This is a genomic window from Janthinobacterium sp. Ant5-2-1, from assembly GCF_001445815.1.
Taxonomy (GTDB): Bacteria; Pseudomonadota; Gammaproteobacteria; order Burkholderiales; family Burkholderiaceae_D; genus Janthinobacterium; species Janthinobacterium lividum_E.
In genome coordinates this window covers 1-24,376 of sequence record NZ_LNCE01000057.1, presented here as the reverse complement: position 1 = coordinate 24,376, position 24,376 = coordinate 1, and the positions used below count along the sequence as shown (strand labels likewise).

Here is a 24,376-nt window from a genome sequence, read left to right as displayed (position 1 = left end):
TCAGAACACTGGCGGCGGCGGTTGCCGTTGAAGCGGGGCTGCGGATCAGCACACGATACCGATGGCGCCGCCGGACGTCATTGCATAAAATAGCCACAATATTATTCAATCCAGCCAAAGCGCATCCATGCCCCATCCATTGCAACCGAGCATGCTCAGCACCGAGTTGGGCCTGGACGCCAGCGCCTCCCTCATGGATTTCGACATCGATGGCGTGTTGCGCCCGCTGTTGGCCGTGGGCTTGGCCAGCGTGCCCGAGGACGCGGAGCAGGCGCCGCACCAGCACCGCAAGGGACAGTTGCTGTATGCCACGCGGGGCGTGATGCATTGCGAGGTGGAAAGCGGCGTGTGGATCGTGCCGCCCCAGTGCGCCGTGTGGATACCTGGCGGCCTGATGCATTCGGCGCAGGGCGTGGGCGAGGCGGAGTGCTATTGCCTGTTTGTCGAGCCAGCCATGGCGCCCGCCTTGCCCTCCGTTTGCTGCACCGTGGCCGTGTCGCCGTTGCTGCGCGAACTGATCGCCAAGGCGGCCGGTTTTCCCACCCTGGCCGCGCTGCAGGGCGCGCAGGAACGCCTGGTGCTTACCCTGCTCGATGAATTGGCGGCCGCGCCCGTGGAAGACTTGCATCTGCCGATGCCGCGCGATGCGCGTTTGCGCCGCCTGGCCGCGCTGCTGCTGGCGCAGCCCGCCGATAAAAGCACCCTGGCCGAGTGGGCCAGCCGCATCGGCATGAGCGAGCGCAGCATGACCCGCCAGTCACTGGAGGAACTGGGCATGAGCGTGGGACGCTGGCGCCGGCAATTGCACGTCATCCTGGCCTTGCAACGGCTGGCGCAAGGGCGCAGCGTGAAAGCGGTGGCGCTGGAACTCGGCTATGAAAACACCAGCGGTTTCGTCACCATGTTCCGCAAGGCCGTGGGCAAGCCGCCGGCGCGCTACCTGGCGGAACGGGAATCGGGAAGAATATAAAAAAAGGCGGCATTGCGCCGCCTTCGTCCTGCATCGTCGCCAAAAATCAGACTTCGCGCGCCAGGGCCAGAAATTCCGTGCGCAGCGCCAGGTTCGGCTGCATCTCGCCCAGCATGGCCGAGGTGATGGTTTCTTCGCCCGGCGTGCGGATGCCGCGGCTTTCCATGCACAGGTGGCGGCAGCGTACGACCACGCCCACCGATTTCGGTTCCAACACTTCCATCAAGGCATTGGCGATCTGCATCGTCATGCGTTCCTGCACTTGCAGGCGCTTGGAGAAGCAATCGACAAGGCGCGTCAATTTCGACAGGCCGACGATCTTGCCGTTGGGCACGTACCCGATGGTGGCCTTGCCGAAGAATGGCGCCAGATGGTGTTCGCAATGGCTGTAGACGGGGATGCCGCGCACGACGATCAGCTCGTTGTACTGTTCCGCGCCATCTTCAAACGCTTTCAGCAAGTCCACCGGGTCCTGACCATAGCCGGACGTCCAGTGCTTCCACGCCTTGGCCACGCGCGCCGGCGTTTCCAGCAAGCCAGGACGCTGCGGATCTTCACCAAAGCTGCTGATCAGCCGGCGCCAGTCGTTTTCGGAGAATTCTTCTTGAGACATGCTACACCACCCTAAAATTTTCAATTGCCGCCAGTATATAGAAAATGCGGCAGGCTGCCCGAGCAGCCTCCTCTTTGCCTATACCGTTGGCGGACGGTGCGCGCCCACCAGCAGCGCGGAAATCGACACGCTCGAACTCGCTTCCGGCCACGCATCGCCGGGGCCGAACCAGCGCGCCTCGGCGATCTCGTTCTCGTCCAGGCGGATCTCGCCATCGAGGTAATCGGCCGTAAACGCGATCATCAGCGAATGGGGAAACGGCCAGGACTGGCTCATGAAGTACTGCAGGTTATGCACGCGCAAGCCCACCTCTTCCATCACCTCGCGGTGCACGGCTTCCTCGATCGATTCGCCCGCTTCCAGGAAACCGGCGAGCGGGCTGAAGCGCTGCGACGGCGAGTGCTTGTGCATGGCCAGCAGCACCTGCTCGCCCTTGCGGATAAGCACCATCATGGCCGGCGAAATGCGCGGATACGCGAGCATGCCGCAAGCGGCGCAGGTGAAGCAGCGCTCGCCACGGGTGCGCTGCATGGGCGTGGCGCACACGCCGCAATGGCGGTGCGTGCGCGCCCACTCGGCCAGCTGCACGGCGCGGCTGGCCAAGCCCAGGAAAGCGTCGTCGACAGCATTGAACAGCGAGCGCATGCCGTGCCAGGCCAGGCCGGCGCCGACGGGCAGCTCCTCGTCGACCCAGACCGTCTGGCAATAGCGGTCTTGCCACAAACCCACGGGTTGTGCGCGGCTCAAGTCGATATCGAGCGCGGCCACTTCGGCGGCAGTGGGCAAGGCCAGCTCGGGCATGCGCAACAACAGACGCCCGCGGTGAAAGACGAAGGTGAGCGTCTGCTCGGCGGCCGGGGCCGGTTCGGGCGCATCGATCAGGGGGACAAAGGCATCGGGAGTCTGCAGCATGCTTGGCGGAACTAGTAAAGGTTGCTCATCATACTCCCGCTGCCGGACGCTTGCGCGCATAGCAGCGGCCGGGCCGCAAAGCAAGCATTCATGAGCCATGACAGTGTTTTTTTTGTGACACGCGCAATCCGTTGCGTAAATGATACTGATAACGATTCTCATTTACGAAATAGCGCCCAGTTATTACAATACGGCCTATTCCGTCTCCATCGCCAGCCACTTGCCCGCGTGCCCAAGCACAGCGGCGCAGAGCCAGCCAGGAACCACTACCCTGACCTTTTCGAAAGAGCAAGATGGCAATCAAGAGCCGCAAACACGCCCCCACCCGTTTCAACCAGCACATCGGCGCCGCCCTGGCCGTGATGCTGCTGCCCGTCGCCGCCCAGGCGGCCGATCCGGCCGGCCAAAGCGCCCCGGCATCGCAGCAAACCCTGAACGAAATCAAGGTCGTGGGCTCCAAGGAAAATGATTTCAAGGCTGAAAAAGCTTCGTCGCCGAAATACACGGAAGAGCTGGTCAATACGGCGCAAACCATCGTCGTGATCAAGAAGGAATTGATCGAGCAGCAAGGCGCGCTGACCCTGACGGACGCGCTGCGCAACACACCGGGCGTCGGCACCTTCTTCCTCGGCGAGAACGGCAACACGAACACGGGCGACGCCGTCTACATGCGTGGTTTCGATGCCTCGGGCAGCATCTATGTCGATGGCGTGCGCGACGTGGGCTCCATCTCGCGCGACGTCTTCAACATCGAACAGATCGACGTATTGAAGGGCCCGGCGGGTACGGACAGCGGCCGCGGTTCGCCGACCGGTTCGATCAACCTGGTCAGCAAAACAGCGACCATGGAAAACAAATTCAATTCCCTGCTGACAGCCGGCAGCGGCAAGCAAAAACGCGCCACGGCCGACTGGAACCGCATCATCGACGCCGATTCCGGCACGGCCTTCCGTCTGAACCTGATGACGCAGGACAGCGGCAATCCGGCGCGCGACGAAGTCAAGAACAAGCGCTGGGCCTTCGCGCCCACCGTCACCTTCGGCATCGGCAAACCGACGCGCATCACGGCCAGCTACCTGCACGTGGATCAAAACAACGTGCCCGACGGCTTCGTACCGACCATCGGCTTGCCCGGCTATTCGACACCCGACACCATCACGCCGACGAACAAAGTCATCCGCACCTTCCTGAACAGTGCCGCCAAGGTCGACCCGAAGAATTTCTACGGCTCCACCACGGACCACGACAAGGTCAAGGCCGACATGGGCACCTTGCGCATCGACCATGATTTCTCGCCGACCGTGCAATTCCAGAACACCACGCGCTACGGCAAGACCAAGCAGGATTACCTGCTGACAGCCTTCATGGGCAGCACCGCCAACCTGAAGACGCCGGTCGCCACCGATCCGTCGACCTGGACCCTGGCGCGCTCGCTGCGCACCGTGAAGGACCAGGAAAACACGATTCTGACCAACCAGACCGTGCTCAGCGCACAATTCGACACGGGCGTGCTGAAACACTCCGTGGTGGCCGGCGCCGAGTTCACCAGCGAAAAACAGACCAACTACAGCTATGTGCCTGCCAGCCTGGGCACCCTGCCGGACGCCAATCTGTACCATCCAAATCCGCGCGATCCGGTTACCGGCTACCAGCCAGTGCGCAACGGCGCTTACAGCCAAGGCGAAGTCAACACGCAAAGCGCGTATGTCTTCGACACCATCAAGTTCGGCGACAAGTGGATCTTCAACGGCGGCGTGCGTTTCGACCATTTCAACACCACGTATGACGCCATCACCCTGCAAACGGCCGTGGCCCAAGGCCAGGTACAAAAGTTGCCGGTTGGTACGCCTATTCCTGCCCACATCACCTTGAACGACACCTTCGCCAACGGCAAGATCTCGGCCCTATACAAGCCGACGCCGGACAGCAGCGTGTATGCACTGTGGGCCACGTCGAAGGCGCCACCGGGCACCAACTTCACGCTGAGCACCGGCGCCAGCAGCGCGCAAAATCCGATCTACGATCCGCAAGAAACCACCACCAAGGAAATCGGCACCAAGTGGGATTTCCTGAAACAAAAATTGTCGCTGTCGGCAGCCGTGTACCAGACGGAAGTGAAAAATGAAGTAGAGCAAGATCCCATCGACCTGATCTACTACCAGACCGGCAAGAAGCGCGTTCAGGGCATCGAAATCGGCATGGTGGGCGAAGTCATGCCTAACTGGCTGGTCAGCGCTGGCTATACGCGCATGAATACCAGTGTCAAGTCGGGCAAGGTCGTCACCGCCAGCGGCGTCAACAACCTCAGCTACACGCCAAAACAGGCGTTTACGGGCTGGACGTCGTACACCCTGCCATTCGGCCTGAAGATCGGCGGCGGCGCGCGTTACGTGGGTGAAATGCTGCGCGGTACCGATGGCGCCGTCGGCACACCGGCCCGCGTGGATGCCTACTGGGTCTTCGACGCCATGGCAACCTACACCGTCAACAAGAACCTCGACCTGCAGCTGAACGCCTACAACCTGGCCGACAAGACCTATGTGGCAGCCATCAACAAGTCCGGCTTCCGCTACACGCCAAGCCAGCCCCGTTCGTTCAGCCTGACGGCCAATATCAAGTTCTAACGTCAAGAAAACAAGTATTACGCAACATCGGCCCCTCTTCGGAGGGGCTTTTTTATTGTCCTGATAATCTTGCCTTTTTGGCGCACTGCCGCCCTGACGCGACTAGCGTATGAAAAGTCATACAGCGATGCCCCGCCGCGTCCAATATTTCGCGCAAGCCTGCGAAATTGCAACATCCTGACAACAAAAAAGCTTCCTTAAATCAACAACTTAAGAAGTTATGCGTCAAATGCCAATTTCAGGCATATCCTTTGCTATGTACAGGTTTTGCTGCAAATAATCGCTAGCACGCAAGGGCTTGTTTTTGAGAAATATTGACTCCAAGCTTGAGTTGCTCGCTATCAATAATCCGCTCACAGCGGCGCTTCATTTGGAGGAGTCAAAATGAAAAAGAAACGGCCATTAACCCTGTACATCCTGATTGCCATGGTCCTCGGCATTATTGTCGGGTATGGATGCAACACCGCCTTCCCTGATGCCAAGCTCAGCGCTCAGATCGCTGGCAATATTTCCATCGTCACCGACGTCTTCCTGCGCCTGATCAAGATGATCATTGCGCTGCTGGTGTTCTCCACCCTGACGGTCGGCATCGCCCACATGGGCGACGGCAAGACGGCCGGCCGCATCGGCCTGAAAGCCATGTGCTGGTTCGTGGTTGCCTCGCTGGTCTCGCTGGCGCTGGGCATGGTGCTGTCGAACCTGATGCAGCTGGGTACCAACCTGGGCTTGCCATTGCCGGACGTACACGCTTCAACGAATTTGAAAACGGCCGCCTTCACCTTGAAAGATTTCTTCACGCACCTGGTGCCGAAGTCGCCGATCGAAGCCATGGCCAACAATGAAATCCTGCAAGTATTGGTGTTCTCGATCTTCTTCGGCGGCGCACTGGCCGGCTTGGGCGAATCGGGCAAGACCCTGACGGCCGTTGTCGACCAGCTGGCACAAGTCATGCTGCGCATCACCGGCACCATCATGAACCTGGCTCCACTGGCCGTGTTCGCCGCGATGGCCTCCGTCATCACCACACACGGCCTGGGCGTGCTGGTCACGTTTGCCAAGTTCATGGGTGGCTTCTACCTGGGCCTGATGTGCCTGTGGGCACTGCTGATCGCCGCCGGCTTCGTCGTCATCGGCCCGCGCGTCTTCAAACTGGTCGGCCTGATCCGCGAACCATTCCTGCTGGCATTCTCGACGGCCAGCTCGGAAGCGGCCTATCCAAAACTGCTGACGGCGCTCGACCAGTTCGGCGTGGACCGCAAGATTTCCAGCTTCGTGCTGCCGATGGGCTACTCCTTCAACCTGGACGGCTCGATGATGTACTGCACCTTTGCCGTGCTGTTCATCGCCCAAGCCTACGGTATCGACCTGTCGATAGGCACGCAGATCACCATGCTGCTGCTGCTGATGCTGACCTCGAAAGGCATGGCCGGCGTGCCGCGCGCCTCGCTGGTGGTGATTGCCGCTACCCTGAACCAGTTCAATATTCCGGAAGCGGGCTTGCTGCTGCTGATGGGCGTCGACCAATTCCTCGACATGGGCCGTTCGGCCACCAACGCGGTCGGCAATGCCGTCGCCACGGCCGTCGTCGCCAAGTGGGAAGGTGGCCTGGCCACCGAGGAAGAAGCCGCCGCGGCCAACGCGGCCAACCAGAACACGGAAAGCCATTGGGGCGAAGCGGATCACGCTAGCAAAGCCTGATAGCGCCATGGCCCGCCACAAGCGGGCCATTTATTTGTTGTCGATGTTGAGTAACAAGCAGTCAGGTAGTGCGATCAGTAGTCATTCCAACTTATTAGAGAGATTTTCATGAAAAAAGTCCTGTTTACCCTGCTGACCCTCGGCGCAGCCTCCACCGGCGCCATGGCCCAATCGAACGTGACCATGTATGGCGTGGCTGACGCCGGCCTGGTGTTCGACAAGGATGCGGCTGGAGACCGCCTGAACCGCGTCGCTTCCGGCGTCGCTTCCGGCTCACGCATCGGCTTCAAGGGCAAGGAAGACCTCGGTGGCGGTCTGGCCGCCACCTTCGTGCTGGAAAGCGGTTTCAATATCGATACCGGTACCTCGGGCCAGGGCGGCCGGCTGTTCGGCCGCCAGGCGTATGTGGGCCTGACCGGCAGCGCCGGCGCCCTCACCTTGGGCCGCCAATATACGCCGTACTACCTGGCACTGCGCGACGTGGCCGATCCGTTTGTCATCGGCCTGGCCGGCACGGCGTCGAACATCATGGCGACGAATTATCGCATCGACAACATGGTGCAATACAGCACGCCGACCTGGAGCAAGCTGTCGGCCGACCTGGCGTATGGCTTTGGCGAGGTGGCCGGCGACAATGCGAAAAACCGCAGCATGGGCGGCGCCGTGCATTACATCGACGGTCCGCTGAACGTGACCCTGACGCACCACCGCCAGGAAAATGCGCTGGCGACCCAGCAAACGCGCAACACCCTGCTGGCCACGCGCTACGACTTTGGCGTGCTGCAAGGTAACTTCGGCTACGCCGACAACCGCGCCCTCGACAACAGCAAGAGCAATGACATCCTCGTTGGCTTCAGCGCCCCGTTCGGCGCCACCAAGCTGGTCGCGTCGTACATCCGCCACAACGACAAGAGCAATGCCAACCGTGACGCCCAGCAGTGGGCCATCGGCGCCTTCTATGCCCTGTCCAAGCGCAGCGACCTGTACACAGGTTACGGCCACATCAGCAACAAGAACGGCGCTACCTACAAGGTTGGCAATGCCACCGACGATGGCACCGGCAACAGCGGCTTTAACCTGGGCATGCGTCATACGTTCTAAGGACGTCGGCCAAAATCTACTGCGCGGCGCGCTTCTCGGCCACAAATCACTGCCGCTCGCTACGATTTTGTCGGACGTTGAGATGTCCGTAAAATAGAAGTGTGGGCCGCCGGATGCATATCCGGCGGCTTTTTCTTTTTACGCAATATTTAAATGCGATACTGTGGGTTCTTGCAAGTTGGCAGCTGATTTTATGAATAGCAGTACTACCAAACCCTCCCTTTCCTGGCGCCAACGCCTGTCGCAACGGTCGGGCCGCGAAACGCTGGCCTGGGGCGTGGTGCTGGCCGCCTGCCTGGCCACCGTCTGGCTCGTGTATTTCTGGACCGAACGCATCGCCATCGGCAAGCTGCAGGCGAGCGGCGCGCAGCGCCTGGAGGTGTATGTCAGCAGTCTTGAAAATGCGCTGGAGAAATACGACTTCCTGCCCAAGACCCTGGAACTGAACCGCGACGTGATCCGTTTGCTGCAGCACCCGGAAGATCCGGTGCTGGTCGATACGGTCAACCATTACCTGGAGCAGATGAATGCCCAGGCGAAATCGTCGACCATTTTCATCAGCAACCTCGACGGCAACACGCGGGCCGCCAGCAACTGGCAGCAACCCGACAGCTTTATTGGCGATAATATCTCGTTCCGTCCCTACGCCCAGGATGCGCTGCGCGGCACGCCGGGGCGCTTCTATGGCGTGGGCACGACGCGGCTGGAACCCGGTTACTTCTTTGCCCATGGCATTTACCAGAATGGCCACATGCTGGGCCTGGCAACGGTGAAGGTGAACCTGGAGAACCTGGAAAAACGCTGGGTGCAGGGCGCCGACAAGGTGATGCTGGCCGACGAGCACGGCGTGATTTTTCTCAGTTCCATGGCGGACTGGAAGTACAAGACCCTGGCGCCGCTGTCACCCGCCATCGTCGAAGAACTCAACCGCACGCGCCAGTACTATTCGAAGCAGCTGGCCGCCATTCCCTTCGTTTCCGACCGCCAACTGGGCAATGGCGCGCGCGTGATCAGCGTGCGCGAGCAGGAACATGCCGACACGCCGCCGAAGACCAGCTCGAGCGTGATGACGCAGATCAAGCTCAAGTCGCCGCAGGGCTGGACTTTTATTTATTTGTCCGACCTGGCGCAGGCCAAGGCCAGCGCGCGCGCGGCGGCCGCCTTCTCGTGCGTGCTGCTGGGCTTTTTCATGCTGCTGTTCTTTTACCTGCGCCAGCGCCGCGCGGCCGTGGCGCAAAAATTGCGCGCCCGCGAAGACCTGCAGCATGCCTACGACAACCTGGAAGCCATGGTCGAGGAACGCACGTCGGAACTCAATGCCATGACGCAAAGCCTGAGCCAGGAAATCGACGTGCGCAGCAAGGCCGAGCAAAAGCTGCACATCACGCAAAACGAACTGTTTCAAGCTGGCAAGATGGCCGTGCTGGGGCAGATGTCGGCCAGCATCACGCATGAACTGAACCAGCCGCTGACGGCGCTGCGCACCATGTCCGACAATGCCGTCATCCTGCTCGAGCGGGGACGGCTCGACGATGCACGGCGCAACTTGGCGAAAATATCGCAAATTGCGGCCAGGATGGGGACTATTACGGGACAATTGAAGATTTTTGCGCGCAAGTCAACGACCAGCCTGACCTCCGTCTCGATCCCCACGGCGATCAGCAACGCCCTGTTCCTTGTCGAACGCCGGCTGCAGGTGGAAAATGTGCGTTTCACCCTGCAACTACCGCCCGAAGACATCTTCGCCATGTGCGAAAGCAACCGTCTGGAACAGGTGCTGGTCAACCTGTACGCCAATGCGCTCGACGCCATGAATGGCAGCGACGTGCGCAGCCTGCGCGTGTCCGTCGAATGTACGCCCGAGCACGTGCTAATCCACGTGGCCGACACGGGGCCGGGCCTGTCGACGGAAGTGTATGAACACCTGTTCGAACCGTTCTTCACGACCAAACCGCAAGGCCAGGGACTGGGCCTGGGACTGGCCATTTCCGAACAGATCACGCGCCAGTTCGGCGGCGTGCTGCGCGCCGAAAACGCCCCCGGTGGCGGCGCCATCTTCACCATCGAACTACAGATTGCAACGCAGGAGGAAAAACATGTTTGACGGCTTGAAGGTCTTGCTGGTCGAAGACGACCCCACCGTACGCGAAGGCAGCGAGCAGGCTTTACAGCTGGCCGGCCTGGACGTGCTGGCCTTCCACTCGGCCGAGCTGGCCTATAAACTGCTGACCCCGGATTTCCCCGGCATCGTCGTGAGCGACGTACGCCTGCCCGGCATGAGCGGCTTGGAATTGCTGCAAGCGGTCAAGACGCTCGATGCCAACCTGCCCGTGATCCTCGTCACGGGCCATGGCGACATCACTATGGCAGTACACGCCATGCGCACGGGCGCCTACGATTTCATCGAAAAACCGTATTCGTCCGACCAGCTGGTCGACGTCATCCTGCGCGCGCTGGAAACCCGGCGCCTGACCCTGGAAGTGCACAGCCTGCGCCGCCAGCTCGAGGACGGCGGCGGCATCGAAGCGCGTCTATTGGGGAATTCGGTGGCGATGCGCGACATACGGCGTTTGATCCTCGACGTTGCGAACGAACCTGCCGACGTACTGATCTATGGCGACACGGGCACGGGCAAGGAAATGGTGGCCCGCTGCCTGCACGACTTCAGCCACCGCCGCAAACATAACTTTGTCGCCGTCAACTGCGGCGCGATTCCCGAAAGCATTTTTGAAAGCGAAGTCTTCGGCCACGAGCCGGGCGCGTTTACGGGCGCGGCCAAGCGGCAAGTTGGCAAGATCGAGCACGCGGACCAGGGCACTTTCTTCCTCGACGAAATCGAAAGCCTGCCCTTGTCGCTGCAAGTGAAATTGCTGCGCGTGCTGCAGGAACGCTATATCGAACGGCTGGGCTCGAACGTGCCCACGCCCGTCGACGTGCGCGTCATCGCGGCTGCCAAGCTGGACCTGGAAGACTTGTCACAGCAACAGAAATTCCGCAGCGACCTGTACTACCGCCTGAATTTGATCGTGCTGCATCTGCCGCCGCTGCGCGAACGGCGCGAGGATATTCCCATCCTGTTCGAACACTTCGTGCTGGCCGCCGCCGCCCGCTACAACCGCGCCGCGCCCGTCGTCTCCAGCGCGCAGATGCGCAACCTGATGGCCCATTCCTGGCCCGGCAACGTGCGCGAACTGCGCAATATCGCCGACCGCTTCGTGCTCGGCATCGCCGGCGGCGCCTCGAGCCTGCTGGCGAGCGGCCAGGCCAGCCCCTTGTCGCTGGCGGAACAGGTCAATGGCTTCGAACGCGCGCTGATCGAGCAGGAACTGCGCGCATACGCAGGCAACGTCAGCGAAGTGAGCGCGGTGCTCGGCTTGCCGAAGCAGACCTTGTATCACAAGATGCAGAAGTACAACCTGGTGGCGGAAGAGTTCAGGTAAGCACGCCAACCCCGCCCGTGCGCAAGGGCACGACCCAGTCGGGCCGCCCGTTGGCCAGCGCCAAAAGGGCCGCCTTTTCCCAGTCATATTCCACGGCGTGCAACTGCGCCGTCCAGCCGCCATCGGCGCCCTGTTCGGCAATCGCATAGCGCGCATGCGGCATGCCGTTTTCCATCACGTGCGGATAGCCGTGATCGTCGTCATAGGCTTGCAAGCCGACGCTGCCCGGGTTGACGATCAGCCGCCCATCATCCAGGCGCATCTGGCGCGGCATGTGCGTGTGGCCGCACAGGATCAAGGCCGCGTCGGCCTCGCCGGCGCGTTCGGCCACTTCCTGCGGCGTGGCGGCGCGGCTGCCTTGCGGCGTGACGCTGTCGAGAAAATACACGAGGTCGCTGGTAGGCGTGCCATGCACGAGCAGCACGTCGTGCCGCAGGCGCATGGTGGCGGGTAGCGCCTCTATCCACGCGAGTTGTTCCGGCAACAGTTGCGCGCGCGCATAGGCGTCGGACACGCCCATGCGGGCCGGATCGCCCAGCAGCTGGCGCTCGTGGTTGCCGCGGATGGTGGGCAGGCCCAGCCCCATCAGGCGCGCTGCCGTGGCGCGCGGCTGCAGATGGCCCGAGACGATATCGCCAAGGTTGACGGTCACGTCCACGCCACGCCGGGCGATGTCGGCCAGCACGGCGTCAAGCGCGTCCAGGTTGCCGTGGATATCGGAAATAGCGGCAATTCTCATACGAGGTCTCCTCCTTGTGCGCACCATTCTGCCCGCGTTCCGCATGGCAGGCAATGTCCTTATGTTTACCGGCTGTTACACACGGTAGGACAAGTCCGACGGCCACTTGCGCCGTGCGGCTACGTAATTTAAAAGTAACAATTGCTACCATTTCCTCATTGCACTGTTGCCCAGCGTGGGCCGCCCAAGCGTCGCGACAGTTTTCACTTTATTTTGAGGAGTTGCCCCATGTCTGCCATGTCCGTGTCCACCCGCCTGTCCCCACCACGCCCGCACCACCTCGCCTTGCGCGGCGCCATGATGTTGGGCGTGCTGGGTATTGCCACGGCGGCCGCCACGGCGCGGGCCGAGCCATCGCCGGCGCTGGACCGTGTCAGCATCTCGGTGGGCGCGTTTTCCGCCGATCCGCGCATCAATATCGGCGCCGACACGCAGTTTGGCCGCATCGACGCGCCCGAATCGAAGCAGAGCCATACCACCATCCCGCGCATCAAGGCGGACTTGCTGATCGGCGACCGCCATGGCCTGGCATTCGACTACTACCGCTACGACAAATCCTATACGCCAAGCTTGACGGGCGAAACCATCATCAATGGCCAGCCCGTCACAGGCACGGCCACGGCGAATGCCGACCTGAAGCTGGATCTGGCCAAGCTGGCCTATAAATGGTGGCTGGGCAGCGGCAACGACACCTTCGGCATCGGCCTGGGCGCCGCCTACTACCACGCCAACCTGAAAGGCACGGCCACCGGCATCGTCAATGGCGAAACGGCCACGGCACGCGATTCCATCGGCGAGCACGCGTTTGCGCCGCTGCTGGAAGTGGGCTGGCGCCACGCCTTTACGCCAGACTTGCGCATGTATGCGGAAGCATCGGGTATCAAGAAAAATGGCGGGCGCATCAATGGTCACATCTACGGCGGCAATGTCGGCGTGGAATGGTTCCCGTTCAAAAATATCGGTTTCGTGGCCGATTACGGCATCTCGAAAATCAAGCTGCACCGCGACAGCGAACGCGATGCCGACCTGAACATCCGCCTGACGGGACCGTCGGCGTATGTAAAAGTACGCTTCTAATCCAGCTCAGGCCGCCGGTTTCAGCAAGGTCAGCTGGAACTGCGGCAAGTCCGGATCGTCGTACGCCTCGACCCTGGCAAACGGCAGGCGCGCAAATGCCTGCCGCCAGAACGCGCAGGCATCCGCATCGGCGCGGAACGTCGCCACCATCCACGTCTGCGCACTGTCGAGCAGGACGCGCCGCACCACTTCCAGCGCCACGCCACGGCGCCGGTACTTCTTCAAAATAAAAAAGTCGCTGAACTCCTGCACCGGCAGCTTGCCCGCCATGCCGGGTTCCGTGATGAAAAAGCCCGCCAGCGCCCCATCGACCTCGATCCAGACGGCCGTATGCCCGGGCGCATGCACATACTCGGCCAGCCCGGCATCGCACACGTCGTAGCGGCCGTCGGCCAGCACGTCCTCGCCGCTCCAGGCGGCATTGTCATAGCAGTACAGCTGGAACAGCTGCGCCAGCGCCCCTTCTTCACCGGGCGCAACGGCGCGCAATGTCATGTTCTGTGCTACCGGCATGGTCCCGCCTTTCCGCCGCATGGCGTCGTTGAGTTGGCGAGTGTAGCACCACGTCGCTCATCCCTCCCTCCTGCATTCCAGCCCTGTATTTCCACCCTTGATCGCAAAAATATTAATTTTCTCCCAATTGGCTATATATTATTGTTTTTAAGTAACATCCGCCATCGCGGCTGCAAAACAAGGGCGATCCCCTTCCACAGACCGGCAGACATGCATCTGCCGGCTTTCATACCCAAGCTCTGGAGAGTGCTGCACATGCTATCGATCAAACAGCTGAACAAAACGTATGCCAATGGCGTCAAGGCCATCAACAATGTCAGCCTGGACATTCCCAACGGAATGTTCGGCTTGCTGGGACCGAATGGCGCGGGCAAGTCCTCGCTGATGCGCACCATTGCTACATTGCAAGATCCCGATAGCGGCAGCATCCATTTCGATGGCGTCGATGTACTGCAGGACAAGGCCGGCCTGCGCCGCCAGCTCGGCTATCTGCCGCAGGATTTCGGCGTGTATCCGAAGGTCAGCGCGGAAACCCTGCTCAACCACTTTGCCGTCTTGAAAGGCTTGACGGAAAAGGGACCGCGCAAGGAGGCCGTGGAAGCCTTGCTGCAGCAAACCAATCTGTGGGAAGCGCGCAAGCGCAACCTGGGCACGTATTCGGGGGGCATGCGCCAGCGCTTCGGCATCGCCCAGGCGCTGCTGGGCGCGCCGCGCCTGGTGATCGTCGATGAACCGACGGCCGGCCTGGACCCGGACGAGCGCAACCGCTTCCTGAACCTGCTGGCGAAGATCGGCGAGCAAGTGGTCGTCATCCTGTCGACGCACATCGTCGACGACGTGACTGACCTGTGCCCGCGCATGGCGATGATCGTCAAGGGACAAGTACTGGTGCAGGGCGAACCGCAGGCGGCCATCGATACGCTGCTGGGCAAGGTCTGGCGCCGCAGCGTCAGCATGGACGAGCTGGCGCAGTACCAGCAAACCTTGCACGTGCTGTCGACGCGCCTGGTGGGCGGCAAGCCGCAAATCAATGTGTTTGCCGACAGCCAGCCCGACAGCGGCTTCGCGCAGATCGCGCCGGACCTGGAAGACGTGTACTTCCTGCACGTGCGCAACGCCGCCCGCAGCGGCGCCGCCGCAGCTGCAGCGTAAGGGGCCGCCATGTGGAAGGAATTTTTCAAGTTTGACCTCGGCTATCAGCTGAAACAGCCGCTGCTGTGGATATTTGCCGTCATCCTCGCCTTGATGGCGTTTGGCGCCAGCAGCAGCGATTCGATCCAGGTCGGCGGCGCCATCGGCAACATCAACCGCAATGCGCCCACCGTGGTGGCGCAGCTGCTGACGATGTTCAGTCTGCTGTCAATGTTGCTCATCACCATCTTCATCGCGGGCGCCGTGCTGCGCGACAGCGAAGTGGGCATGGCCGACATGCTGTTCGCCACGCCCATGCGCAAGTGGGATTACCTGTTCGGCCGCTTCGCCGCCGGCTTCGTTGCCTGCCTGGTGATCTTTGCCGCCATCGCCCTGGCCATCATGCTCGGCCCCCTCATGCCCTGGGTCGACCCGCAGCGTGTGGGCGCGTTCTCGCTGCATGCGTATGCGTGGAGCTTCGGCGTGATGGTGATCCCCAACCTGCTGTTCATCGGCGCCCTGCTGATGCTGCTGGCGGCCACCACGCGCTCGATGCTGCTCGTCTACGTGGGCGTGCTGGGCTTTTTCGTGCTGTGGGGCATGGCTGGCGCCTTTACGCGCGACATCAACAACGAATGGATCGCCGTCCTGCTCGACCCGTTCGGCATGCGCGCGTTCGGCCGCATGACGCGCTACTTCACGTCCGCCGAAGCGAACGCGGGCTTGCCGCCGTTTTCCGGCTTCCTGCTGGCCAACCGCTTGCTGTGGCTGGCCATCACGGTAGTACTGTTCGCCGCCACCGTGATCCTGTTCAAGCCGCAGCGCACGGGGACGGGAAAACGCCTGTTCGGCAAGCACAAGGCCGCGGCCACCGCGCCGGCCGTGGCGACGCCGCTGCACCTGCCGCGCAGCGTCCCCGTCTTTACGGGCGCGACAGCCTGGCGCCAATGGTGGCAAATCCTGCGCTTCGACGCCGTCGGCGTATTCAAGAGCGTGCCCTTCCTCGTCATGCTGCTGTTCGCCGTGATCAACCTGGTCGCCGGGGCGAGTATCGGCAAGAACATGTACGGCACGGCCGTGTATCCGATGACGCACCTGATGCTGCAAAATATCAACAACAGCTTCAGCTTCATGCTGATCATCATCGTCACCTTTTATGCGGGCGAACTGATCTTCAAGGAACGGCAGGTCAGGATCGCCGATGTCAGCGATGCCATGCCCGTGCCCAGCTGGGTTCCACTGCTGGCCAAATGCACGGCCCTGGTCGGCGTCATCGCCGGCTACCTGCTGGTGGGCGTCATCGCGGCCATCGGTTTCCAGCTCTACAAGGGCGGCGCGCCCGTGGAACTGGGGCTGTACCTGAAAGGCACCCTGCTGGGCGCCCTCTTCTTCGTGCTGATGGCCTTGTGCGCCCTCACCCTGCAAGTGCTGTCGAATAACAAGTTCATCGGCTACCTGCTGGTGATCCTGCTGATGGTGGCGCAAATGGTGCTGGGCATGCTGCACTTCGAACACAATCTGTACGCCTTCGGCGGCACGCCGGCCATCAAGTATTCGGACATGAATGGCTATGGCCACTTCCTGGCCGGCTGGTCCTGGTTCGCGCTGTACTGGACTCTGTTCACCGTGGCCCTCGTCATGCTGGCGCAGGCATTCTGGGTGCGCGGCCTGTCCGCCGACTGGCGTGCGCGCGTGCGTCTGGCGCGCCAGCGCCTGAGCGGCAAAGCTGGTGCCGCGCTGGCCGTGGTGCTGCTGTGCTGGGCCGGCACGGGCGGCTGGATCTTCTACAACACAAATGTGCTGAACCGGTATGAAACGGCGAATGTCAGCATGGACAAGCAGGCGCGCTACGAGAAATTGTACAAACAGTACAAGGACTTGCCACAGCTGAAGATCACCGATATCCAGGCCGATGTGGATATCTATCCCGAGCAACGCAAAGTCTTGATCAAGGGCCACTACGTGCTGCAAAACAAGACGCAGCAGCCGCTCGACACCCTGCGCATTCAACTCAATCCGGACCTGGACACGCACTGGTTGAACTTGCCTGAGCACAAGGTGACGCTGAACGACGAGGAACTGGGCTTTAGCATCCTCAAGCTGGCCCGCCCCGTGGCGCCCGGTGCCACCCTGCCGCTGGACTTCACGGTGGCCGTCACGCATGAAGGCTTTACCAACAGCGGCGCGCCGGACCAGGTCAACCTGAACGGCAGCTTCTTCAACAACCAGGCGTATTTCCCGCACTTCGGCTATACCAAGGAAATGGAGTTGACGGACCGCAATGAGCGCCGCAAGCGGGGCTTGGGCGAGCCGCAGCGCATGGCCAAGCTGGAAGACACCTCCGCCTATGGCAATACGGTCTTTGGCGGCGAAGCGGACTGGATCCATTTCGACACGACGGTGTCCACCAGCGACGAACAGATCGCCCTGGCGCCCGGCTATCTGCAGAAGAGCTGGGAAAAGGATGGCCGCCGCTATTACCGCTACAAGATGGACCAGCCGATGATGCCGTTCTTCGCCTATCTGTCGGCGCGCTGGGAAGTCAAGAAAGACGCGTGGCGCGGCGTGCCGATCGAAGTTTATTTCGATAAAAAGCATGGCTACAACACGCAGCGCATGATCACCTCCGTGCAAAAGTCGCTCGACTATTACACCACCGAGTTCACGCCCTACCAGCACAAGCAGGTGCGCATCCTGGAATTCCCCGGCTACCAGAGCTTCGCGCAGTCGTTTGCGAATACGATCCCGTATTCGGAAGGCATCGGCTTCATCGCCGACCTGCGCGACAAGGATGACATCGACTACGTATTCTACGTCACGGCGCATGAAATGGCGCACCAGTGGTGGGGCCATCAAGTGATCGGCGCCAACGTGCAGGGCGCCACCATGCTGATGGAGTCCTTGGCGCAATACTCGGCCCTGATGGTGATGGAAAAGGAATACGGGCGCGACAAGATGCGCCGCTTCCTGCGCTATGAACTGGACCGCTACCTGAGCGGACGCGGCGGCGAAGCCATCGAGGAACTGCCGCTGGCGCGCGTGGAGGGACAGCAATACATCCACTACAACAAGGGCAGCCTGGTGTTCTACCGCCTGCGCGATGAAATCGGTGAGGAAGCGCTGAACCGCGCCCTGAAACGCTATCTGCAGGACAAGGGCTACCAGCAGGCGCCATTTACCACGTCGTCGGAACTGCTGGCCTACATCCGCGCCGAAGCGCCGCAGGACAAGCAGGCGCTGATCACGGACCTGTTCGAGAAGATCGTCTTCTACGACAACCGCGTCACGCAAGCGAAGGCCGTACAGCGCAAGGATGGCCAGTGGGATGTCACCATGCAGCTGCACCTGGCCAAGCTGGAGTCCGACGGCAAGGGCAAGGAAAGCGCGCGCGCCTACGACGAGCCGGTGGAAATCGCCATCTTCGCACGCCCGCCGGGCGGCAAAGAGAAGGATGAAAAAGTCCTGTTCACGGATAAGCGCGTCCTGTCCGGCAGCGACCCCGTGGTGACGATAACGGTGAAGGACAAACCGTTCGAAGTGGGCGTCGATCCCTACAACAAGATGATCGACCGGGTTCCGCGCGACAACCGCAAGGAAGTCAGCATTAACTAGCCGACTGGGGGCGGACGGGGACGCCAAATCCCCGTCTGCCCCCTTCACGCTATCAACGGTATACCAATCCTCCGTCGATCAGCGGCGCCTGGCCCGTCATGTAATCGGCATCGGGCCCCGCCAGGAAGGAGACGAGCCCTGCCACGTCGTCTGGCGTCTCGGCGCGTCCCAGCGCGATGCCGTCCACATATTTTTTATACGTCGCACCCAGTTCCGCGCCCGTCACTTCGGCCATGCGCTTGTCGATCTCGGTCCACATGTCCGTGCCGACGACGCCAGGGCAATACGCGTTGACGGTGATGCCGTCGGCCGCCAGTTCCTTGGCCGCCGCCTGCGTCAGCGCGCGCACGGCAAACTTGGTGGCCGAGTACATGCCCAGCAAGGCAAAGCCGTCATGCCCGGCGATGGAGCAGGCATTGATGATCTTGCCTTTCTGCTTGCGCTTCTTGAAGGTCTTGGCGGCCGCCTGGATGCCCCAGAGCGTCCCTTGCACATTGATGCGCATGATGCGGTCGACCTCTTCCGGCGTCACGTCGAGCAGCGGCTGCACTTGTGCGATACCGGCGTTGTTGACAATGATATCGAAACCGCCCAGCTCCTGCTCGGCAAACGCCACCGCTTCGGTGACCTGAGCGAGCTGCGACACGTCCGCAATGAAAGTGACGGCACGGCGTCCCAGCGCGCGCACTTCGGCGGCGGCCGTGTCCAGCTTTTCCTGGTTCAGATCCACCAGCGCGATATCGGCGCCATCCTTGGCCAGGCGCAAGGCGATAGCCTTGCCGATACCTTGCGCGGCCCCCGTGACGAGTGCGACTTTTCCGGAAATTCCCATGCTGCGTTCCTTTCAGAGTAGTGAGAAGAGACGCTTCAGCCTACCTGAATTTCGTCTTTTTCCGCGCGTTGAAACGTGCGCGTCCGGAAAAAACGCGCAGGTCAAGAAATGTGAAAAAAAAGCGCATCGGCACACACGGTACGAGCGCTGCCGTACTAGCCAATGACGGCATCTGGCGTAACATGGCCAGCATCGCCGGCGAGCGCGCTGGCACCACGCTCAAGAGGAAGTCCCCATGCCGCATCGCCATCTGCCCATTCGCGCCAGCCTGCTGCTGGCGGCCCTCGTTTTCACCATGCCCGCCTGGAGCGCCGCCCCGGTCCACAAGGAAAACGTCGAATTGACGGCAGAAAAAACCGTGCACAACGTGAAAGGCAAGATCAAGGGCTACGCAACGGCCGAATACACGGTGGCAGGCAAGGCGGGCCAGACCCTCAGCGTCAAGCTCAAGACTAATCAACCGTCGAATTACTTCAACATCCGCCAGCCAGGCCAGGATGAAGCCCTGTTCATCGGCTCGACCACCGGTAACAATTACCAGGCAAAACTGCCAGCCGATGGCGAGTACACGGTGCAGGTGTATTTGATGCGCAATGCGGCGCGCAGGAATGCGGTGGCAAGCTACAGTCTGGAGATGGGCTTGCGCGATTAAATATGGGAGCTGCCAACTCGGTCGATACGCCCCGCATAACAGCCCCGCTTGGCATTATGAACATGGATATAACTGACGTCAGCATTGCCGAATAGTCGTGTAATGACGGCTTCTACGGCGGTGCCTTCCACCACGTCGGCATCAAGCATCATGCCATCGACAGCATAGGCCCGCAGCGACAATAGACGCCGCCGCATCGATTCCGGCACCTGGTTGACGGCATCGTACGCTTGCGTGGCGCCCTCGCGGACAAAAATGGCGTGGCAAGCCCGGTAAGGCGTCATGGCGGGCTGGCACACATGATTCAACAACAGCACGGTCTCGCCCAACTCTGCGTCCACCAGCGTTATACGGTCAGGAAATCCGGGGTGTTGGTCGACCACCTGGCGCCGCATGCCCAGCGCCATTAACTCGGCATCGGACAAGGAAAAAAAGGGCAGAAAAGGTTCGGGCGACAGCCCCGTAATACGAAAATCCATGCTGTTCTCCGGCGTCGTCAAAAACACCATCAGACCAGCATCCGGACAACGCCGCCATCCGCTTCTTGCTATGGAATGCGACAATGCGCCTCGAATCGCCCACTACAGCCCGTGCGCATAAAAAAAGCCTGCTTCACGGATGAAGCAGGCTTCTATCAACAGTGGCTGACGGCAGGCGTCAGTACGACGTGCTTAGAACGGAATATCGTCATCCATATCCGAGAAGTTCGGTGCTGGCTTCGGTGCCGGGCGTGGGGCTGGCGCCGGGGCCGGGCGCGGAGCTGGCGCCTGGCGCGGGGCCGGGGCGTCGTAGCCGCCACCGCCGCCACCGTAGCTGTCATCGCCACCGCCGGCGTCGCCGCCCATGCCGGAACGGCCGCCCAGCATTTGCATCTGTTCCGCGATGATGTCGGTTGCGTACTTCTCGACACCGTCCTTGTCCGTGTACTTACGGGTTTGCAGACGGCCTTCGACGTAGACGGACGAACCTTTTTTCAGGTATTGGCCGACGATTTCGGCCAGGCGGCCGAAGAACGAGATACGGTGCCACTCTGTCAATTCTTTTTGTTCGCCCGTGTTGCGGTCCTTCGATTTGTACGAAGTGGCCACGGCGATGTTGGCGATCGCGTCGCCGCTAGGCATGTAGCGGATTTCCGGGTCACGGCCCAGATTGCCGACGATGATGACTTTGTTGACTGATGCCATGAATAACTCCTGATGAACTGCAGCGGGAGCCGGTGTCCCGCGCGTTAGTTTAGTGTACTAAACGAGGATTATAAGCGACCACGCGGCGCAAAGCACCCGCTTTCTGGCGGACGCCCTCTCCCGTGCGGCAGCACGTTTTTTTCACGGCAGGTGAAAACAAGAAACTTGAATACTGGTATTATATACAGTATTCAAACGTCAGTACGCATCTGCATCAAACTTTGTCAGGGCACGTTCGCCCGGCGGCGCAATCCGCCCATGGACGCCTCAGGCATGCAGAGCAAAACCCGGCTATAGTTACAGGTTGACCCGTTGTGGCTCCTCATCTGCACCCAGGCACAATGCGCCGGCCGCACCACTCACTGAAAGCAAGGCAATCACATGGAACAGATCCGCATTCGCGGCGCTCGCACGCATAACCTCAAGAATATCAATCTCGATTTGCCGCGCAATAAGCTGATCGTGATTACCGGCTTGTCCGGCTCCGGCAAATCCTCGCTGGCCTTCGACACCTTGTACGCGGAAGGCCAGCGCCGCTACGTCGAGTCGCTGTCGGCCTACGCACGCCAATTCCTGCAACTGATGGAAAAGCCCGACGTCGACCTGATCGAAGGCTTATCGCCGGCCATCTCCATCGAACAGAAGGCAACGTCGCACAACCCACGCTCGACGGTCGGCACCGTGACGGAAATCCACGATTATCTGCGCCTGCTGTATGCGCGCGTGGGCACACCGTACTGCCCCGACCATCCGGAAAACGCGCTGGCCGCCCAATCCGTGTCGCAAATGGTCGATGCCGTGCTGGCCATGCCAGAAGACACCAAGCTGATGATACTGGCGCCCGTCGTTGCCAACCGCAAGGGCGAACACGTGGACCTGTTCGAGCAGATGCAGGCGCAGGGCTTCGTGCGCTTTCGCGTGCAGAGCGGCACGCATGCGGCCAAAATCTATGAAGTCGATGACCTCCCGAAACTGAAGAAAACGGAAAAACACACGATCGACGTCGTCATCGACCGGGTCAAGGTGAACCAGGAGATCAAGCAACGCCTGGCGGAAAGTTTCGAGACGGCCCTGCGTTTGGCCGATGGCCGCGCCATTGCCTACGAAATGGATACCGCCCAGGAGCACGTGTATTCCAACAAGTTCGCCTGCAATGTGTGTGGCTATTCCCTGCAGGAACTGGAACCGCGCCTGTTCTCGTTCAACAACCCGATGGGCGCCTGCCCGGAATGCGACGGCTTGGGACACATTGAGTTCTTTGACCCGAAACGCATCGTCGCGTTCCCGAACCTGTCGCTCGCCTCGGGCGCCGTCAAGGGCTGGGACCGCCGCAACCAGTTTTATTTCCAGATGCTGTCGAACCTGGCCGCGTATTACGAGTTCGACCTGGACATGCCGTTCGAGCAGCTGGACTTGAATTCACAGCAAGCCGTGTTGTACGGTTCCGGCAAGCAAGTGATTCCATTTACCTATGTCAACGAACGGGGCCGCACCGTCATCAAGGAACACACGTTCGAAGGCGTGGTCAACAATCTGCAGCGCCGCTACCGCGAAACGGATTCGATGGCCGTCAAGGAAGAACTGGCCAAGTTCATCAATGAGAAATGCTGTCCCTCATGCGATGGCGCGCGGCTGCGCGTGGAAGCGCGCTTCGTCAAGGTCGGCACGGGCAAGCAGCAGCGCGCCATCTATGAAGTGGCGGAAAAACCACTGCGCGAAACCCTGGAATTCTTTGAAAAGCTGAAACTGACGGGCGCCAAGAAAGAGATCGCCGACCGCGTGGTCAAGGAAATCATTTCGCGCCTGAAATTCCTCAATAATGTGGGCCTCGACTACCTGTCGCTGGACCGCAGCGCCGACACGCTGTCCGGCGGCGAAGCACAACGTATCCGCCTGGCGTCGCAAATCGGCTCCGGTTTGACGGGCGTCATGTATGTGCTCGATGAACCGTCGATCGGCTTGCACCAGCGCGATAATGACCGACTGATCGAAACCTTGAAACACTTGCGCGACATCGGCAACAGCGTGCTGGTGGTCGAGCATGACGAGGACGCCATCCGCACGGCCGACTACATCGTCGACATGGGTATCGGCGCGGGCGTGCACGGCGGCGAGATCATCGCCGAAGGCACCTTGCAAGATATTCTCAAAAACAAGAAATCGCTGACGGCGCAGTACCTGAACGGCAAGCTGAAAATCGCCGTGCCAGCCAAGCGCCACGCCAGCAATCCGGAAAAGCAACTGGTCATTACTGGCGCGACGGGCAATAACTTGAAAAAAGTGTCGCTGAGTTTACCGGTGGGCTTGATGACGTGCGTGACGGGCGTGTCCGGTTCGGGCAAATCGTCGCTCGTCAACGATACCCTGTATCCGGCCCTGTCACGCCATTTGTACGGTTCGCAGACGGAACCGGCGCCGCACGAGTCGATCAGCGGCCTGGAACACTTCGACAAGGTCATTTCCGTCGACCAGGCGCCTATCGGCCGCACGCCGCGCTCGAACCCCGCCACGTACACGGGCTTGTTTACGCCGATCCGCGATTTGTTCTCCACCGTGCCGACGGCCAAGGAACGCGGCTACAGCGCAGGCCGCTTCTCGTTCAACGTGAAGGGTGGGCGCTGCGAAGCGTGCCAGGGCGATGGCGTGATCAAGGTCGAGATGCATTTCTTGCCTGACGTCTACGTGCCATGCGATGTGTGCCACGGCAAGCGCTACAACCGCGAAACCCTGGAAGTACAATACAAGGGCAAGAACATCACAGAAGTGCTGGGCATGACGGTGGAAGAGGCGCATGAATTCTTCAAGCCCGTCCCCTTGATCGCGCGCAAGCTGCAAACCCTGCTCGACGTGGGCCTCGGCTACATCAAGCTGGGCCAGAGCGCCACCACCCTGTCCGGCGGCGAGGCGCAGCGCGTGAAATTGTCGCTGGAACTGTCCAAGCGCGACACTGGCCGCACCCTGTACATCCTCGATGAACCGACGACGGGCTTGCACTTCCACGACATCGACTTGCTGCTGAAAGTCATCCACCGCCTGCGCGACCAGGGCAACACTTTGGTGATCATCGAGCACAACCTCGACGTCATCAAGACGGCCGACTGGATCGTCGACCTGGGTCCGGAAGGCGGGGCCGGCGGCGGGCAGATCATCGCCACGGGCACGCCGGAAGACGTGGCGCTGAATCCGGCCAGTGTGACGGGTAAATACCTGGGGCCGCTGCTGAAGCAATAAGGACGCAGCGCAATAAAAAACGGCGCGGATTGCTCATGCAATCCGCG

The 24,376-nt window shown here is 61.0% G+C and carries 18 protein-coding genes; 11 read left to right on the top strand and 7 right to left on the bottom strand.

Translation table 11 applies throughout. The features are described from left to right. The first annotated feature begins 193 nt into the window (after window positions 1-193). Window positions 194-970 (top strand): AraC family transcriptional regulator, encoded by a 777-nt coding sequence (locus tag ASN89_RS18860; protein WP_152988621.1) that lies wholly within the window; start codon window positions 194-196, stop codon window positions 968-970. 46 nt (window positions 971-1,016) lie between these two features. On the opposite strand, the gene folE is transcribed toward ASN89_RS18860, so the two are convergent. After that, window positions 1,017-1,583 carry a GTP cyclohydrolase I FolE gene (folE, locus tag ASN89_RS18855; RefSeq protein ID WP_035822985.1) on the bottom strand — a complete coding sequence of 189 codons (567 nt, stop codon included), beginning with the start codon at window positions 1,581-1,583 and terminating at the stop codon, window positions 1,017-1,019. Between the two features lie 78 nt (window positions 1,584-1,661). Continuing rightward, window positions 1,662-2,495, bottom strand: coding sequence for an NAD(+) diphosphatase (nudC, locus tag ASN89_RS18850; RefSeq protein ID WP_082127649.1), 834 nt, complete (start codon window positions 2,493-2,495; stop codon window positions 1,662-1,664). A 293-nt stretch (window positions 2,496-2,788) separates the two neighbouring features. Here nudC and ASN89_RS18845 point away from each other — a divergent pair, with 293 nt between their 5' ends. The 5 genes from ASN89_RS18845 to ASN89_RS18825 all read left to right on the top strand — a co-directional run bounded on the left by ASN89_RS18845 (window position 2,789) and on the right by ASN89_RS18825 (window position 11,358). Continuing rightward, on the top strand, window positions 2,789-5,119 hold the full coding sequence (locus tag ASN89_RS18845; RefSeq protein ID WP_058050336.1) for a catecholate siderophore receptor Fiu: 2,331 nt from the start codon (window positions 2,789-2,791) through the stop codon (window positions 5,117-5,119). Between the two features lie 384 nt (window positions 5,120-5,503). Beyond that, on the top strand, window positions 5,504-6,817 hold the full coding sequence (locus ASN89_RS18840; RefSeq protein ID WP_046683240.1) for a dicarboxylate/amino acid:cation symporter: 1,314 nt from the start codon (window positions 5,504-5,506) through the stop codon (window positions 6,815-6,817). A 108-nt stretch (window positions 6,818-6,925) separates the two neighbouring features. Further along, on the top strand, window positions 6,926-7,918 hold the full coding sequence (locus ASN89_RS18835) for a porin (RefSeq protein ID WP_058050335.1): 993 nt from the start codon (window positions 6,926-6,928) through the stop codon (window positions 7,916-7,918). A gap of 193 nt (window positions 7,919-8,111) precedes the next feature. Beyond that, entirely contained in the window at window positions 8,112-10,022 is a 1,911-nt protein-coding gene (locus ASN89_RS18830) for a sensor histidine kinase (protein WP_058050334.1), read from the top strand. Then, a complete protein-coding gene (locus tag ASN89_RS18825) occupies window positions 10,015-11,358 on the top strand; it encodes a sigma-54-dependent transcriptional regulator (protein ID WP_046683237.1) in 1,344 nt (447 codons plus the stop codon). The genes ASN89_RS18830 and ASN89_RS18825 overlap by 8 nt, the downstream gene beginning before the upstream one ends. Here ASN89_RS18825 and ASN89_RS18820 read toward each other — a convergent pair. Next, window positions 11,351-12,097: a metallophosphoesterase family protein gene (locus ASN89_RS18820; protein ID WP_058050333.1), complete on the bottom strand. Its 747-nt coding sequence runs from the start codon at window positions 12,095-12,097 to the stop codon at window positions 11,351-11,353. The two genes, ASN89_RS18825 and ASN89_RS18820, sit on opposite strands and share 8 nt — an antisense overlap. Before the next feature lie 228 nt (window positions 12,098-12,325). Between ASN89_RS18820 and ASN89_RS18815 the strand changes: the two genes are divergently transcribed. Then, entirely contained in the window at window positions 12,326-13,174 is an 849-nt protein-coding gene (locus ASN89_RS18815) for a hypothetical protein (RefSeq protein ID WP_082127643.1), read from the top strand. Window positions 13,175-13,180: 6 nt separating this feature from the next. Here the strand turns inward: ASN89_RS18815 and ASN89_RS18810 are convergent, their stop codons facing one another. Next, window positions 13,181-13,687 carry a GNAT family N-acetyltransferase gene (locus tag ASN89_RS18810; protein WP_152988617.1) on the bottom strand — a complete coding sequence of 169 codons (507 nt, stop codon included), beginning with the start codon at window positions 13,685-13,687 and terminating at the stop codon, window positions 13,181-13,183. A gap of 255 nt (window positions 13,688-13,942) precedes the next feature. Between ASN89_RS18810 and ASN89_RS18805 the strand changes: the two genes are divergently transcribed. Together ASN89_RS18805 and ASN89_RS18800 are read left to right on the top strand one after the other, a co-directional pair. Beyond that, complete coding sequence (locus ASN89_RS18805) at window positions 13,943-14,839, top strand: ABC transporter ATP-binding protein (protein WP_058050331.1); 897 nt, start codon at window positions 13,943-13,945, stop codon at window positions 14,837-14,839. Window positions 14,840-14,848: 9 nt separating this feature from the next. Then, complete coding sequence (locus ASN89_RS18800) at window positions 14,849-18,430, top strand: M1 family aminopeptidase (RefSeq protein WP_058050330.1); 3,582 nt, start codon at window positions 14,849-14,851, stop codon at window positions 18,428-18,430. Window positions 18,431-18,482: 52 nt separating this feature from the next. Here ASN89_RS18800 and ASN89_RS18795 read toward each other — a convergent pair whose 3' ends face one another. Then, a complete protein-coding gene (locus ASN89_RS18795; RefSeq protein WP_046683233.1) occupies window positions 18,483-19,262 on the bottom strand; it encodes an acetoin reductase in 780 nt (259 codons plus the stop codon). A 235-nt stretch (window positions 19,263-19,497) separates the two neighbouring features. Between ASN89_RS18795 and ASN89_RS18790 the strand changes: the two genes are divergently transcribed. Then, window positions 19,498-19,914, top strand: a complete 417-nt coding sequence (locus ASN89_RS18790) for a hypothetical protein (protein WP_046683232.1) — start codon at window positions 19,498-19,500, stop codon at window positions 19,912-19,914. On the opposite strand, the gene ASN89_RS18785 is transcribed toward ASN89_RS18790, so the two are convergent. Then, window positions 19,911-20,393, bottom strand: a complete 483-nt coding sequence (locus ASN89_RS18785; RefSeq protein ID WP_058050386.1) for a DUF1203 domain-containing protein — start codon at window positions 20,391-20,393, stop codon at window positions 19,911-19,913. The two genes, ASN89_RS18790 and ASN89_RS18785, sit on opposite strands and share 4 nt — an antisense overlap. Before the next feature lie 192 nt (window positions 20,394-20,585). Beyond that, a complete protein-coding gene (gene ssb / locus ASN89_RS18780; RefSeq protein WP_058050329.1) occupies window positions 20,586-21,098 on the bottom strand; it encodes a single-stranded DNA-binding protein in 513 nt (170 codons plus the stop codon). Between the two features lie 381 nt (window positions 21,099-21,479). Between ssb and uvrA the strand changes: the two genes are divergently transcribed. Beyond that, the gene (uvrA, locus tag ASN89_RS18775; protein WP_058050328.1) at window positions 21,480-24,329 is read left to right on the top strand and encodes an excinuclease ABC subunit UvrA; all 2,850 of its coding nucleotides are present in this window, start codon (window positions 21,480-21,482) and stop codon (window positions 24,327-24,329) included. Window positions 24,330-24,376 lie beyond the last annotated feature (47 nt).

Bases quoted from the DNA above. Each gene is read 5' to 3' on its own strand.
- ASN89_RS18860 (WP_152988621.1), top strand. From the start codon at position 194: ATGGATTTCGACATCGATGGCGTGTTGCGCCCGCTGTTGGCCGTGGGC.
- folE (WP_035822985.1), bottom strand. From the start codon at position 1,583: ATGTCTCAAGAAGAATTCTCCGAAAACGACTGGCGCCGGCTGATCAGC.
- nudC (WP_082127649.1), bottom strand. From the start codon at position 2,495: ATGCTGCAGACTCCCGATGCCTTTGTCCCCCTGATCGATGCGCCCGAA.
- ASN89_RS18845 (WP_058050336.1), top strand. From the start codon at position 2,789: ATGGCAATCAAGAGCCGCAAACACGCCCCCACCCGTTTCAACCAGCAC.
- ASN89_RS18840 (WP_046683240.1), top strand. From the start codon at position 5,504: ATGAAAAAGAAACGGCCATTAACCCTGTACATCCTGATTGCCATGGTC.
- ASN89_RS18835 (WP_058050335.1), top strand. From the start codon at position 6,926: ATGAAAAAAGTCCTGTTTACCCTGCTGACCCTCGGCGCAGCCTCCACC.
- ASN89_RS18830 (WP_058050334.1), top strand. From the start codon at position 8,112: ATGAATAGCAGTACTACCAAACCCTCCCTTTCCTGGCGCCAACGCCTG.
- ASN89_RS18825 (WP_046683237.1), top strand. From the start codon at position 10,015: ATGTTTGACGGCTTGAAGGTCTTGCTGGTCGAAGACGACCCCACCGTA.
- ASN89_RS18820 (WP_058050333.1), bottom strand. From the start codon at position 12,097: ATGAGAATTGCCGCTATTTCCGATATCCACGGCAACCTGGACGCGCTT.
- ASN89_RS18815 (WP_082127643.1), top strand. From the start codon at position 12,326: ATGTCTGCCATGTCCGTGTCCACCCGCCTGTCCCCACCACGCCCGCAC.
- ASN89_RS18810 (WP_152988617.1), bottom strand. From the start codon at position 13,687: ATGCCGGTAGCACAGAACATGACATTGCGCGCCGTTGCGCCCGGTGAA.
- ASN89_RS18805 (WP_058050331.1), top strand. From the start codon at position 13,943: ATGCTATCGATCAAACAGCTGAACAAAACGTATGCCAATGGCGTCAAG.
- ASN89_RS18800 (WP_058050330.1), top strand. From the start codon at position 14,849: ATGTGGAAGGAATTTTTCAAGTTTGACCTCGGCTATCAGCTGAAACAG.
- ASN89_RS18795 (WP_046683233.1), bottom strand. From the start codon at position 19,262: ATGGGAATTTCCGGAAAAGTCGCACTCGTCACGGGGGCCGCGCAAGGT.
- ASN89_RS18790 (WP_046683232.1), top strand. From the start codon at position 19,498: ATGCCGCATCGCCATCTGCCCATTCGCGCCAGCCTGCTGCTGGCGGCC.
- ASN89_RS18785 (WP_058050386.1), bottom strand. From the start codon at position 20,393: ATGGATTTTCGTATTACGGGGCTGTCGCCCGAACCTTTTCTGCCCTTT.
- ssb (WP_058050329.1), bottom strand. From the start codon at position 21,098: ATGGCATCAGTCAACAAAGTCATCATCGTCGGCAATCTGGGCCGTGAC.
- uvrA (WP_058050328.1), top strand. From the start codon at position 21,480: ATGGAACAGATCCGCATTCGCGGCGCTCGCACGCATAACCTCAAGAAT.